We start from the raw sequence: 14,282 nt of genomic DNA, 5'->3' as shown, positions 1-14,282 counted from the left end.
GTGTTTTCTTTCGTCAATGGGTTTTGGTGGTTCTGATTGATCATCTTGTGCTCATAGGGCAGCAGTAAACAGGCCCAAAAGGGCTGTTAGCATTTTCTTTTTCATAGCGTAATGTGTTGTTATTAATTACTTGGTGGCCAGCCTGCGAGCAATGTTGACAATGACTTCAATGGCTTTTTCCATGCTTTCCACAGGTACGTATTCGTAGCGCCCGTGAAAATTGTGACCCCCTGCAAAAATATTTGGACAAGGCAGCCCCATAAAACTCAATTGAGATCCGTCTGTACCACCGCGGATCGGCTTGATGATTGGAGTAATTCCAGCTTCTTGCATTGCAGCTTTAGCCAGTTCCACAATATGCATCACGGGCTCAATTTTTTCCCGCATATTGAAATACTGATCATTAAGCACCACCGTAACAGTATCTGCTCCATGCTTTTCATTCAATAGACGAGCAATTTCTAAAACGGTTGCTTTACGAGCTTCAAATTTTTCACGGTCGTGATCTCGAATGATGTATTTGAGTTGGGTTTGATCTACGCCACCTTGTTGATCGTAAAGGTGATAGAATCCTTCACGGCCTTCTGTGGTCTCCGGAGTTTCATTTGCTGGGAGCGCATTGATGAATTCTGATGCGATATACATGGAGTTTATCATCTTGCCTTTGGCATAACCCGGGTGAACGATCTTTCCTTTGATGGTCACTTCAGCCCCAGCGGCATTGAAATTCTCGTATTCCAATTCTCCAATTTGAGAACCGTCCATGGTGTAGGCCCAATCTGCTCCGAATTTTTCCACATCAAAGTGATGGGCTCCGCGACCGATCTCTTCATCCGGAGTAAAACAAACCCGAATGCGTCCGTGTGGAATCTCCGGATGGTTGATCAAGTATTCCATGGCCGATACGATCTCTGTGATCCCGGCTTTGTCATCGGCACCTAAAAGGGTAGTACCGTCTGTGGTGATCAAGGTTTGACCTTTGTAGAGCAAAAGGTCTTCAAAATAACTTGGTGAAAGTACAATGTCTTTCTCTGCATTTAAGACAATATCTCCGCCATCGTAATTCTTATGGATTTGGGGCTTTACGTTGGCTCCCGTAAAATCTGGCGAAGTATCAAAATGGCTCACAAATCCAATGGTAGGCAGATCGTGCTCCACATTAGACGGCAAAGTAGCCATCACATAGGCTTTGTCATCAATGGTCACCTCACTCATGCCAATGGCTTTGAGTTCCTCAAAGAGTCTATTGGCTAAATCCCACTGCTTTTCAGTACTGGGAGTAGTTGGGCTGGAAGCGTCAGATTCAGTATCTGTAGTCACATAGCTTACAAAGCGATCAATGAGGTGTTTTCTGTCTATCATGGATTGTAATTTTCTTTCTCAAAAATAGCGATATGCAGGCAGGTGAACAAGTGGAAATTTGTTGACAAATCCACTGTGGCAAAAGGAGAAGAAAATGTATTTTTGTGCAAACATTCTCTCGTGTATAAATTCCTGCTAAGACCACTGCTTTTTTGTTTCGATCCGGAACAGGTACATCACTTTACCTTTGGACTTATTCGTTTGATGCATAAAATTGGATTGGGTCCGCTCTTTAGATCCATTTATGCTAAAAAGGATCCCAAACTTAAAAGAGAGGTATTCGGACTCACCTTTGACAATCCTGTGGGATTGGCCGCAGGTTTTGATAAAGATGCCAAGCTGTATAATGAGCTGAGTAACTTCGGATTTGGTTTTGTAGAAATTGGCACCATAACTCCCAAGCCGCAAGACGGCAATCCCAAGAAGCGTTTGTTTCGTTTAAAGAAAGACAAGGCCATTATCAATAGAATGGGTTTTAACAACCAAGGGGTAGAGGCAGCTATAGGCCGTTTAAAGAACCGCAAGACGCAGATCATCATTGGAGGGAATATCGGTAAGAACAAAGTCACTCCTAATGAGGAGGCTACCTCAGATTATATCAAATGTTTTGAAGCGCTTTTTGACCATGTCGACTATTTTGTGGTCAATGTGAGTTCTCCCAATACGCCAAATTTGAGAGCATTACAGGAAAAGGAGCCGCTCACAGAGCTATTAAAAACTTTGCAAGTCAAGAATCAGGCGAAATCCAACCCAAAACCTATTCTGCTTAAAATTGCTCCAGATCTCAATGAAGATCAGCTTTTAGATATCATTGATATTGTTCGTGATTCTAATACTGATGGTATCATTGCTACCAACACTACTATTGCACGCGAACCTTTGACCACATCGGCAGAGAAAGTGAAGGCTATCGGAAACGGAGGCTTAAGTGGTAAACCTTTGACCAGTCGAAGTACAGAAGTGATTCGCTTCTTGCACCAAAAAAGTGAGGGTTCTATTCCAATTATTGGAGTGGGAGGGATTCACTCCGCAGAAGACGCTTTGGAAAAAATAGAAGCCGGAGCAAGTTTGGTACAACTTTACACCGGCTTCATCTATGAGGGTCCGGCCCTGGTAAAGGCCATCCATAAATCCTTACTTAACGCTTAACAAGCTTTCTAACCACGGTTTGTCCATCAGTGGTCAACATATTGACCAGGTAAACGCCGCTTTTAAAATTACTCACGTCCATAGTTAAGGCCGTGCTTCCGTTCATGTTTTGTTGGTAAACCAACTGACCAAGAGCAGAATAAACCGAAACGGTTTCTACATCGGCATTGGGTACTTGCAAATTCAATTGATCCGTAGCAGGATTTGGACTCATGCTGATGCTTTGCAGGCTGTTGTCCTGAACAGATAAAATTCCTTTCAAAGAAATGGTCAAGGTTCCTAAAGGCTCCGAGGAGAAAGGAACTACACCTTGAATATTGCTGATGGGTTGCTGCGGATCGGTATCCATATTGGGAGACGTATAATCCGGGCCGTTGTCGGTTCCCGCGTCGTATGGATAAAGCACTATAGTGATCTCTTCAATCCAAGCACCTTCTGAATCTAAAAGCGACAAGCTGTTCACTCCGATCATCCAATCTGGAGAGGGAGCCACCATAGATACTAGGGTCAGTAGCGGGAAATCTGAAGTCGTTTCAATAAGATCAATAGACACAGTTCCAGCGGCCGTGGCTAACGCTGGTCCGTTAATTTCTTGATTGGCATAATTGTCTGCAATGGCGTCTGCAACTTCTCCAAAGAACAAGGTGTTATTGCCCAATTCGGCGACGTCTTCAATTCCGGGAGTGGCTAATCCGCCTACCTCAAAAAAGGTGACATTCTCGTTGTGCGTAGCTCCTACCAAACGCGACCAATGCGCCGTAGACGGCAGGCTCCCGCTAGAATGCGGATGCGTGGCTTGAGACCAAGTGCTTTCAAAGGTCACGCTGTATTGCGCCGTGGATTGCGCCAGGCCCAAAAGCGGTGCGATAAGTAGTAAAAGCGATAGTGTAATTTTTTGCATAGCTGATGTTTTTCCCCTGTAGTCGGAATTTATGTCGTCGCATTACACAAATTGGATTATTTTTATTCCCGTGTTAGAAAACCTCTACTTATTTGCCATTGCTACTGCAGGTTTGGCGTTTTCACCAGGACCAGATAATATATACGTGCTTTCACAAGCCATGGCCCATGGAAGTCGTTATGGGATAGCTACTACAGCAGGTCTGATCTCTGGTTGTATTGTGCACACTACGCTTTTGGCCTTTGGAGTGTCAGCGTTAATTACTGCTTCTCCAACTGTATTTTGGGGTATTAAGATCTTCGGTGCGGCCTATCTACTTTTTTTAGCCTATAAGGTATACGGCGCCAAAGGAGATATAGTCACTGATTCTGGTGTTCCTAAAAAGAGTTTGACTGCGCTTTACTGGCAAGGTGTGGTCATGAATTTGCTCAATCCCAAAGTCATTTTGTTTTTTCTAGCCTTCTTTCCGAGTTTTCTTTGGAATCCAGATGCAGATTTGGTAAAGCAATTCTACATTTTGGGCGGAACCTTTATGCTGCTGTCTTTTATCATCTTTAGCAGTATTGCCTTATTTGCTGGGCAACTGAACCGCTATGCCATGAGCAAGCCCAATAGTGGACTCTTCTTCAAGTGGTTGCAAATAATCGTATTTGTGGGAATAGCCGTGTATATTTTACTCCCCGAATAAGGCTGGGAGTTGTATATTTGGGTGATGCAAAAAGTAAAGCTTATTGAGTGCCCTAGAGATGCCATGCAAGGCATTAAAGATTGGATTCCAACTCCAGCCAAGGTACAGTACATTCAGGCTTTATTGCGCTGTGGATTTGATACTATAGATGTAGGTAGTTTTGTCTCGCCTAAGGCCATTCCGCAGATGAAAGACACTGCAGAAGTACTCAATGCAATTGACTTGAGTAGTACAGAATCTAAACTTTTGGCCATTGTGGCCAATGTTCGTGGAGCTCAGGATGCGGTGCAGTTTGAGCAGATCGATTATTTGGGTTTCCCTTTTTCAATCTCAGAGAACTTCCAAATGCGGAATACTCATAAGACCATTGCGCAATCGGTAGAGACCTTGCAAGAGATCCTCAATATCGCTGATTCCAAGAATAAAGAAGTTGTGGCATACCTCTCCATGGGGTTTGGGAATCCTTACGGAGATCCTTGGAACGTAGATATAGTAGGTCAGTGGACCGAACGCTTGGCGGCTATGGGAGTTCAAATTCTTTCGCTGTCAGACACCATTGGTTCTTCAACTCCAGAAGTGATCGACTACCTTTTTGCCAATTTGATTCCACGTTATCCGCAGATCGAATTCGGCGCACATTTACACACTACACCCACCAGTTGGCATGAAAAAGTAGATGCTGCCTTTAAAGCTGGCTGTCACCGATTTGACGGCGCTATTCAAGGGTTTGGTGGTTGTCCTATGGCCAAAGATGAATTGACGGGCAATATGCCCACAGAACGTTTGGTATCTTACTTTACAACGGTTAAAGCCGATACCAATATCAGCACCATGAGCTTTGAAAGTGCATTCAATGAAGCTTCTAAAATCTTCCATAAATACCACTAGCATGCGTTTTTTCAGTGTAGTTCTTATTGTGATTCTGGCTTGGAGCTGTAGCAGTTCCAAAAAGACACAAACTCCCAAGGATGATGGTCAAATTGAGTTTGTGATCATTCAAATGAATGACGTTTATGAAATTGCTCCTTTGGGCGGTGGTAAATATGGTGGATTGGCTCGAGTAGCTCATTTAAAAGACTCTTTATCTGCCATCAATCCGAATACCTTTCTGGTCATGGCGGGAGATTTGTTAAACCCTTCTTTGATCGGAACATTAAAGATCGACGGTCAGCGTATCTATGGTAAACAAATGGTAGAGACCCTTAATGCCATGGGATTGGACTTGGCTACCTTTGGGAATCATGAGTTCGATATTGGACGAGAAGCCCTGCAGGCGCGCATTAATGAATCTGAATTTGCTTGGACCTCTGGGAATGTGTTTGAGGTCAATGAAGATCGGAAGACCTATTTCAACAAGAACAGAAACATTGGTAATATCGCCCTAAAACCTTACTACATCTGGTCCATTAAAGATTCAGATGGGACCAGACTAAATATAGGGTTTGCAAGTTCTTGTATCGACTCTAATCCTAAAGACTTTGTGTCTTATGAGCCTGTATTTTCAACCTTAGAGCGTGATCTGGCGGAATTGATTCCGCAGTCAGATATCCAACTGGGATTAACCCATTTAGCTTTGGAGCAAGACAAAGAAGTTGCCAATAAGTTTCCTGCTTTACGCTTAATCATGGGGGGGCATGAACACAACAATATGTCTGTGCCTACCAATAATGCTACTGTGGTAAAAGCAGATGCTAATGCCAAAACGGTTTATGTACATCGCTTTACCTACAACAAAGCTACCGATGCCTTGATCATAGATTCTGAGTTGGTGCCAATAGATGATTCTATGCCAAATCAGGCTGTAACGCAAGCCGTGGTGGACAAATGGGATGCCATTTTACAAACTAAACTCAAAGAAGTGGTCGCGGATCCTAACGAGATCATTTATACGGCGACGACTCCTTTAGACGGTACCGATAGTGCCAGTCGTGGAATCCAAACCAATTTGGGTGGGATCATCACGGAGGCCATGGCAGTGGCTTTTGACAAACCTGCGCAAGCTGCCTTGGTCAATGGAGGTTCTATTCGAATAGATGATGAGCTTGCGGGCAATGTAAGTAGTCAGGATATCTTTAGAGTGCTCCCTTTCGGCGGGCATATCGTAAAAGTAGATATGACCGGAGCATTATTGATCAAAACCTTGAATTACGGTTTAGATAAACGCGGCAAAGGCGCTTATCTGCAGCGCTTCAATATAGATCGTAATGCCAGAGGGGAGTGGATGCTCGGTCCTTCTGAGATTGACCCCGAAGGCGTTTATAGCATAGCCTTGAGCGACTTTTTGCTTAAGGGTTATGACATACCTTTTTTAACTGCTGAACACCCGGAAGTGCTAGGGGTTTACACGCCGCAAGCATCAGATAGAGCTGGGGACATTCGCCGTGCTGTGATTGAATTTCTAAAGGGATAGTTCAGGAAAATGCTGATAATCAGCTCTTGAATTTCTTAACCTAAATTTTATTTAAAATTATTCTAAATAAACTTGACTGGCGTTTAATTGCGTTATAATTTTGCGCAGTTATTTAAAGTTAGTCTAAATAAAATCTAAAGGTAATTCATACCCTTGTTACCAGCTGATAATTTGGATATTACATTCTTCTTTTAAGTAGAATAGCCTTGACTTTAACTACAACCGTGTACCGTTTAAAACTCTTAAATATTCAGCTGGTTTGAGACGCCTAGCTCAACATAAAACTGATATGAAACATTTTCCAAAACTATTACTAGCTACAGCTGTTGTTTTTGCAAGTTGTTCAAATGATGACGACAATACAACACCGATGACCGATGACGATCAGGGTATGGACCCAATGATCGAAGCGCCTTTAACCTACAACTTTGAAAGAAATGGTGAAACCACTGTTTCGTTCAGCGGACAGACTACTCGAATCTTAATGGCTGAAGAGCTTGTAGATGATTTTAAAGACTTTGACAATGCTACAGAAGCTGCTATGCTTGCAAAATACACGCATGAAGAAGGTCAAGATAACTTTGAAAACGCTGATTTGAATGCCTCTGACAAAAACATCAGGAGTAAAACTGCAGCTTCTCGCGACTACTTTAGTGCTAACGCCACGGAAGCAACTGCAATTAAGGATCAGTTTGAACAGTATATCAATGTGCAGATCACAGAAGTTTTCCCTAACGAATTGGTTGCTGCGGCGCCAGGTGTTGCAGGGCAAATTGCGGACGGTTCTTCTACCCGTTACGTAACTGGACAAGGTCTTGAAATGGACCAAGCCTTTACTAAAGGACTTATGGGAGCACTTATGGCAGACCAAATGCTAAACAACTACTTGGGAGAAGCCGTATTGGATGAAGGAGATAACCGTGCTAACAATGACGAAGGCGTTTTAGCAGAAGGGAAGAACTACACCACCATGGAGCATAAATGGGATGAAGCCTACGGATACCTTTTTGGTACATCGCAAAATTTGGCTAATCCACTACCTACCGTTGGTGATGATGACAGCTTTTTGAATAAGTATTTAGGACGTGTTGAAGGCGATGCAGATTTCGCTGGAATCGCACAAGAGATCTATGACGCTTTTAAATTAGGACGTGCTGCGATTGTTGGAGGAGATTATGACCTTCGTGACGAGCAAGCGGATATCATTCAACAAAAAGTATCTGAAATCATCGCTATCCGTGCGGTATACTACCTACAACAAGGTAAGAACGGTATTGAAGCGGAAGACTTTGGAGCTGCTTTCCACGACATCTCAGAAGGTTGGGGTTTCATCTACAGCTTGCGTTTTACAAGAAACCCGAGTACAGATGACACTTATTTCACTCGCGCAGAGGTGGATGGTATCTTAGAAGCACTTCTTGCTGATGGAGCAAACGGACTTTGGGACGTGACTCCAGCTACACTCGATACACTATCGGAGCAAATTGCTGCGAAGTTCAGCTTTACTGTTGCCCAAGCGGGTAGCACTGACTAAACTAGAATTAATTATTTCAGGCTGTCATAAAAGGCAGCCTGAATTTTTTGATAATCCTTAAAAAATTGATCATGATTAAGAAGATGTTGCTTATTTTATTATCTGGATTTGTATTGGCTTGTTCATCAGACGATCCAGCACCTGATAATAACAATGGAGGTGATGGTGATGGTAATAATGGAGGAGGAGACACTGCGAGCTTTGACCGAGCTGCTTTGTTGACCAACTGGACAGATAATATCATTGTTCCTGCCTACGAGGATTTTTTACCAATAACGGAAACTTTAGAGGCAAGCGTCATGGCTTTTGCGGCCAGTCCTGATCTGGCGGGTCTTGATCAAGTTCGTGCAGATTGGTTATCTGCTTACAGAGCCTTTCAGTGGGTTTCTATGTTTGAGATTGGACCTGCAGAAGACGCGCGCTATCGCGTACGTTTGAACACCTATCCAGCAGATAAGGCTACCATTGATGAATTCAGAGCGGCAAGCTCTTACAACTTAGAATTGCCTTCAACTATAGACGCTCAAGGTTTTCCTGCAATGGATTATCTTCTATATGGCCTTGCGGATAACGATACCGACATTCTTGCGTTTTATACTACAGATGCCAATGCCGCCAATAACTTAAATTATTTGGTGGATTTAGCGTCAATTATCAAAACACTGACTACAGAGGTTCGTGATAATTGGGTTGCGGAGTTTGCAGCTAGTTTCAAGGCCAATACAGATGCATCTGCAACGGGCTCTATTGATAAATTCACTAATGACTTCATCTTCTATTACGAAAAGGCCTTACGTGCCGGAAAGTTTGGCATCCCTGCAGGGGTGTTTTCTACAGATCCGTTACCAGAAAATGTAGAAGGGTTTTACAATAAAGAAATTTCAAAAGAATTAGCCCTTGAGGCTTTACAGGCTACCCAAAATTTCTTCAATGGAAATGGACAGTCTGGCGGAAATGGAAACGGGTTTAAGTCTTATCTCGACTTTTTGAATACTATAAAAAATGGCGAGGACTTAAGTACTTTGATCAACGATCAGTTTGATCTAGCCCGATTGGCCATCAACGCTCTTGATGATAATTTTGTCAATCAAATTCAAACAAACAATACAGCCATGCTAGAGGCTTATGATGAATTGCAGCGCAATGTAATTCTCATAAAAGTAGATATGCTGCAAGCCTTAAGCATTGATGTAGACTTTGTTGACACAGACGGCGACTAAATGTTCTCATTAGTAAATCACGCTTATTTTAATCGCACGATTAAGACCGCTCCTTTGGCGGTCTTTCGTGTTTTATTTGGTGCGATGATGCTATTGAGTCTGATTCGCTTTTGGGCTAACGGGTGGATCAGTAAATTATACTTAGAACCCGAGTTCCATTTTAGCTATTATGGCTTTGAGTGGGTCAAACCTTTGGGAAATTGGACCTATCTGATTTTTCTGATTTGTGGTCTTGCGGCGCTTGCCGTGGCCTTAGGTTATAAATACCGACTGGCCATAGTGCTGTTCTTTTTGAGCTTTACCTATATCGAGCTCATGGATAAGACCACCTATCTCAACCACTACTATTTTGTGAGTGTGCTCAGCTTTCTATGATCTTTCTACCTGCAAACCGTTGGTATTCATTAGATGCACTCCGACCTGGTTTTGCCTTGAAGGAAGTTCCGCGTTGGACGGTTGATTCCCTTAAGCTTCTGTTGGGAATTGTTTATTTCTACGCAGGCTTGGCCAAACTCAACAGCGATTGGCTCTTAGAAGCCATGCCTTTAAAGATCTGGTTGCCTTCTAAATACGATCTGCCGATTTTGGGAGACCTCATGCAGCAAGAGTGGGTGCATTACGCCTTCAGTTATGGAGGAGCGCTTTACGATCTTTTCATTCCCTTTTTGCTGCTTTTTGCAAGAACGCGTTGGTTTGCCTTTGGTTTGGTTGTAGTCTTTCACGTATTAACGCGAGTGCTGTTTCCAATTGGAATGTTTCCGTATATCATGATCGTTTCTTCGCTCATCTTCTTTACTCCGGACTTCCACGAGCGCATCCTGCATGGCTTGCGCAAATTGTTGATCAAATTGAATATCTATCGCGCTATTGGCTCGGCTTCAAATTTTTCTTGGAAACCCAAAACCGTGGTGCTTCCTATTATAATGGTCTTCTTTGCAATCCAGTTGCTTTTTCCTTGGCGTTATACTTTGTATCCTGGGGAGCTTTTTTGGACCGAGGAGGGCTATCGATTCTCGTGGCGCGTCATGCTGATGGAGAAAGCAGGATATGCCCAATTCAAAGTTGTGGATGGGCAGAGTGGAAAATCATTTTTGATAGACAATGCCGACTTTTTAACGCCACTACAGGAAAAGCAAATGAGCTTTCAGCCTGATTTCATAGTGGAGTACGCGCATTATTTGGCCGATCATTACGAGCAGCAGGGTTATGAGCAGGTGGAGGTCTATGTGGAGAGCTATGTGGCCTTGAACGGCAGACTGAGTCAAGCCTATATCGACCCCAAAGTTAACCTGGTAGCTGAGCGCGATTCCTTTAAACACAAAACCTGGATACTTCCTTTTAACGATACCATTGATGGACTGTAAATCCTTTAAAACCTATTTATTGATCCTTTTGGGTCTTTTAAGCTTGAATACAGCTTGGAGCCAAAGCAAGTTGGAATTCCAGATAACTGATTCAGAGGGACAGCCCGTAAATGAAGCTGAGGTGTATCTGAATCCAATAGCTCAGAGCACCCAGACTAATGCTTCAGGATTGGCCGTCTTTGAGAATTTGGATTCTGGAACCTATCAGGTGTACATCTTTGCTTTAGATTATGAGATTTTAGAAGCTTCCATCGAGCTAACTGCAAATACGCGTTTGGATTATACGCTGCAACCTTTGGGAGAAGCGCTTTCTGAAGTAATCATAACGGCTCAGAGGGAGCGCGTCTTGGCCTTGAGGCAACTCAGACCCGTAGAGGGAACTGCGATATATTCGGGAAAGAAAAGTGAAGTCATCCTTTTGGATAATGTGACGGCTAATTTGGCCACAGCAAATGCGAGACAGATCTACTCACGCATAGTCGGTTTGAATATTTATGAGAACAATGATGCCGGTTTGCAACTCAATATTGGTGGCCGCGGTTTGAATCCGAACCGAACTTCTAATTTCAACACGCGCCAGAACGGTTATGATATCTCTGCAGATGTGTTGGGGTATCCCGAGAGTTATTATTCTCCACCGCCAGAGGCAGTGCAAGAAATTCAGATTGTACGCGGAGCGGCTTCCTTGCAATACGGAACACAGTTTGGTGGTTTGGTGAACTTTAAAATGCGCGAGCCTGTAAAGGACAAACCCATTGCCTTGGTGAGTCGGCAGACTCTGGGAGCTTATAATTTGTTTACCAGTTTCAATAGCTTGAGCGGGACAGTTGGCAAGTTGAGCTATTACACCTATTTCAACTTTAAATCTGGAGAAGACTTTAGACCCAATTCTGATTTTGAGTCCTATAACGCTTTTGGTTTGTTGCGCTATAAACCCTCTGAGAGAACAACCATCACCGCAGAATTCAGTTATTTGAATTATTTAGCGCAGCAAGCTGGAGGGCTTACAGACAGTCAGTTTCAAGAAGATCCTACTTTTAGTAACCGTACGCGTAATTATTTTAAAGTCGATTGGAAACTCTACAGTTTAAAGTGGGAGCAAGCTATTGCGCAGCGCAGTCAGTTCAGCTTGAACCTTTTTGCTTTAGATGCATCTCGTAAATCTGTTGGTTTTAGAGAGAACCGCGTGTCTCAGGTGGATGATTTAGAATCGCCCAGAGAACTCATCGTTGGGAATTTTAGAAACTGGGGCGCTGAGGCGCGCTTTTTGAGCAGATACGATGCGTTGGGGCAGGAGCAGACCTTTTTAATAGGCGGGAAGTACTATCAGTCCAACAATGCAGAACGACAAGGGCCGGGCACCAATGGCCTAGATGCAGATTTCAATTTTGCAGATGATCAATTCCCGAATTATGCTCGTCAAAGTGATTTTGATCTCCCGAATTTGAATATAGCCTTGTTTGCTGAACATATTTTAAAACTCACCGACCGCTTGAGTATTACCCCGGGAGCGCGTTTTGAATACATCAAAACAGAAATTGACGGGAGCTTTGAACGCATCAACTTTGACTTGGCAGGCAATCCCATTTTACAAGAAACCGTTCCTGACATGCGCAGTGTGGACCGCAGCTTTGTGTTGCTTGGTCTCGGGGCAAGTTATAAGAGCAGTCCGGCTTTAGAATTCTATGGAAACATCAGTCAGAACTACCGCTCGGTAACTTTTAGCGATATTAGAATCACCAACCCTTCCTTGACCATTGATCCAGACATCAGCGATGAATCTGGCTTTACGGCAGATATTGGTGTTCGCGGTCGCCTCAAGAACAACTTCAGTTTTGATGCCGGTTTCTTCTTTCTGAGTTATCAAGATCGATTGGGCTTGGTCCTGCGTGCTGTTAGTGATATTCAGCAGGAACAGTTCCGCGGAAACATTGGAGATGCCATTACCTATGGATTTGAAGGATTTGGAGAATATAATTTAGTTCCAGCATTGGGACTGACTCCAGAGTATCGTTTGAGTGTTTTTGCCAATTTAGCGCTTACGTGCTCCGAATATACCCGTAGCGAACTCAACAATGTAGTGGGGAATCAGGTAGAATTTGTTCCTGATGTAAACCTAAAAACAGGTTTGAGTCTCGGTTACAAGAACTTTTTAGCCAGTTTGCAGTACACCTATTTGAGCGAACAATTTACAGATGCGACCAATTCGAGAGCAGACCTCAACAGCCAAAGTGGAATAGTGGGAGAGATTCCTTCTTATGATATTTTGGACTTTTCTGCCCGCTACCGATTCAAATCTTGGTTGCAACTAGAAGCTGGAATCAACAACGTATTAGACAACAGTTACTTTGTCCGCAGAGCTACCGGTTATCCTGGCCCAGGAATCATTCCAAGTCAGCCCAGAACCTGGTACGCTGGTTTGGAGTTCCGCTTTTAAGCGTCCACAGATTTATTAAGGAATTCTTTACATTCGCTCTCGCCGATTTTTGGTATATTTGCATGCAATTAAATAAAATTTAACGTTCGGTTACGGGCATCAGATTTAATTGCAATGACAGCACATCAAAACAAAATAGTAGGAGAAGGTCTTACTTACGACGACGTTCTACTTGTTCCAGCCTATTCACAGGTACTTCCCAGAGACGTTTCTATTCAATCCAAGTTTACGCGTAATATCACGCTTAACGTTCCTATTGTATCCGCAGCTATGGATACGGTAACAGAGGCGCGTATGGCCATTGCTATGGCCAGAGAAGGTGGAATTGGTGTTTTGCACAAGAACATGACCATTGAGCAACAAGCCACTAAGGTGCGTCGTGTAAAGCGAGCAGAAAGTGGAATGATCATCGATCCGGTTACCTTGCCGCTAGATGCCAAAGTAATTGATGCTAAGAACAGCATGCGCGAGCACAGCATTGGAGGTATTCCAATCGTAGATGGCCAGGGCAAGCTCAAGGGTATTGTTACCAACCGCGACCTTCGTTTTGAAAAGAACAATGAGCGTCCTATCGTTGAGGTAATGACCAGTGAGAACTTGGTGACCACGCATGAAGGAACTTCCCTTATGGATGCCGAAGAGATCCTGCAAGACAACAAAATTGAAAAGTTGCCTGTAGTGACTAAAGAAAACACCTTAATTGGATTGATCACCTTTAGGGACATCACTAAGTTATCTTTAAAGCCAATTGCCAATAAAGACAGTTACGGACGTTTACGCGTTGCCGCTGCCGTTGGTGTTACTGGAGATGCTGTTGAACGCGCTGCCGCCTTGGTCAATGCAGATGTGGATGCAATCGTAATTGATACAGCACACGGACATACTCAAGGTGTTGTCACTGTTCTTAAAGACATTAAGAAGCGCTTTCCAGAATTGGAAGTCGTTGTAGGTAATATTGCAACTGCTGAGGCTGCTAAGTACTTGGTAGACGCAGGGGCTGATGCTGTAAAAGTTGGAATTGGTCCAGGATCCATTTGTACCACACGAGTGGTTGCAGGAGTTGGGTTCCCACAATTCTCTGCCGTATTGGAAGTTGCTGCCGCTATTAAGGGTAGTGGAGTGCCTGTTATTGCTGACGGAGGAATCCGTTACACCGGTGATATTCCTAAAGCCTTGGCTGCAGGAGCAGACTGTGTGATGCTTGGATCACTCTTAGC

10 protein-coding genes and 1 pseudogene are annotated in these 14,282 nt (G+C 43.5%); 9 read left to right on the top strand and 2 right to left on the bottom strand.

Features of this window, described 5'->3' with window-relative positions; all coding sequences use genetic code 11:
• Positions 1-126: 126 nt before the first annotated feature.
• The gene (pepT, locus tag HRT75_RS06330) at positions 127-1,362 is read right to left on the bottom strand and encodes a peptidase T (RefSeq protein WP_291184020.1); all 1,236 of its coding nucleotides are present in this window, start codon (positions 1,360-1,362) and stop codon (positions 127-129) included.
• Positions 1,363-1,482: 120 nt separating this feature from the next.
• Here pepT and HRT75_RS06325 point away from each other — a divergent pair, with 120 nt between their 5' ends.
• Positions 1,483-2,511: a quinone-dependent dihydroorotate dehydrogenase gene (locus HRT75_RS06325; protein WP_291184017.1), complete on the top strand. Its 1,029-nt coding sequence runs from the start codon at positions 1,483-1,485 to the stop codon at positions 2,509-2,511.
• Here HRT75_RS06325 and HRT75_RS06320 read toward each other — a convergent pair.
• On the bottom strand, positions 2,501-3,412 hold the full coding sequence (locus HRT75_RS06320; protein ID WP_291184014.1) for a spondin domain-containing protein: 912 nt from the start codon (positions 3,410-3,412) through the stop codon (positions 2,501-2,503). The two genes, HRT75_RS06325 and HRT75_RS06320, sit on opposite strands and share 11 nt — an antisense overlap.
• Positions 3,413-3,482: 70 nt before the next feature.
• On the opposite strand from HRT75_RS06320, the gene HRT75_RS06315 reads away from it, so the two are divergent.
• The 8 genes and pseudogenes from HRT75_RS06315 to guaB form a co-directional block, all read left to right on the top strand.
• Entirely contained in the window at positions 3,483-4,100 is a 618-nt protein-coding gene (locus HRT75_RS06315; RefSeq protein ID WP_291184011.1) for a LysE family translocator, read from the top strand.
• Between the two features lie 24 nt (positions 4,101-4,124).
• Positions 4,125-4,988: a hydroxymethylglutaryl-CoA lyase gene (locus HRT75_RS06310; RefSeq protein ID WP_291184008.1), complete on the top strand. Its 864-nt coding sequence runs from the start codon at positions 4,125-4,127 to the stop codon at positions 4,986-4,988.
• A 1-nt stretch (position 4,989) separates the two neighbouring features.
• Complete coding sequence (locus HRT75_RS06305; protein WP_291184005.1) at positions 4,990-6,510, top strand: bifunctional metallophosphatase/5'-nucleotidase; 1,521 nt, start codon at positions 4,990-4,992, stop codon at positions 6,508-6,510.
• Positions 6,511-6,799: 289 nt separating this feature from the next.
• Complete coding sequence (locus HRT75_RS06300; protein WP_291184002.1) at positions 6,800-8,044, top strand: DUF4856 domain-containing protein; 1,245 nt, start codon at positions 6,800-6,802, stop codon at positions 8,042-8,044.
• 71 nt (positions 8,045-8,115) lie between these two features.
• Entirely contained in the window at positions 8,116-9,264 is a 1,149-nt protein-coding gene (locus tag HRT75_RS06295; RefSeq protein WP_291183999.1) for an imelysin family protein, read from the top strand.
• Positions 9,265-10,628: pseudogene (locus HRT75_RS06290) on the top strand (HTTM domain-containing protein).
• The gene (locus HRT75_RS06285) at positions 10,618-13,065 is read left to right on the top strand and encodes a TonB-dependent receptor (RefSeq protein WP_291183997.1); all 2,448 of its coding nucleotides are present in this window, start codon (positions 10,618-10,620) and stop codon (positions 13,063-13,065) included. Before HRT75_RS06290 ends, HRT75_RS06285 begins: the two are co-directional and overlap by 11 nt.
• Before the next feature lie 114 nt (positions 13,066-13,179).
• The coding region (guaB, locus tag HRT75_RS06280; protein ID WP_291183994.1) for an IMP dehydrogenase at positions 13,180-14,282 on the top strand (1,103 nt) is incomplete at its 3' end.

The sequence above is a fragment of the Gilvibacter sp. genome, assembly GCF_013214815.1.
In the GTDB taxonomy this organism is placed as follows: Bacteria; Bacteroidota; Bacteroidia; order Flavobacteriales; family Flavobacteriaceae; genus Gilvibacter.
Note: the sequence above shows the minus strand (reverse complement) of the source record. Positions and strands in the feature narration are given on the sequence as shown.

Bases quoted from the DNA above. Each gene is read 5' to 3' on its own strand.
- pepT (WP_291184020.1), bottom strand. From the start codon at position 1,362: ATGATAGACAGAAAACACCTCATTGATCGCTTTGTAAGCTATGTGACT.
- HRT75_RS06320 (WP_291184014.1), bottom strand. From the start codon at position 3,412: ATGCAAAAAATTACACTATCGCTTTTACTACTTATCGCACCGCTTTTG.
- HRT75_RS06310 (WP_291184008.1), top strand. From the start codon at position 4,125: ATGCAAAAAGTAAAGCTTATTGAGTGCCCTAGAGATGCCATGCAAGGC.
- HRT75_RS06305 (WP_291184005.1), top strand. From the start codon at position 4,990: ATGCGTTTTTTCAGTGTAGTTCTTATTGTGATTCTGGCTTGGAGCTGT.
- HRT75_RS06300 (WP_291184002.1), top strand. From the start codon at position 6,800: ATGAAACATTTTCCAAAACTATTACTAGCTACAGCTGTTGTTTTTGCA.
- HRT75_RS06295 (WP_291183999.1), top strand. From the start codon at position 8,116: ATGATTAAGAAGATGTTGCTTATTTTATTATCTGGATTTGTATTGGCT.
- HRT75_RS06285 (WP_291183997.1), top strand. From the start codon at position 10,618: ATGGACTGTAAATCCTTTAAAACCTATTTATTGATCCTTTTGGGTCTT.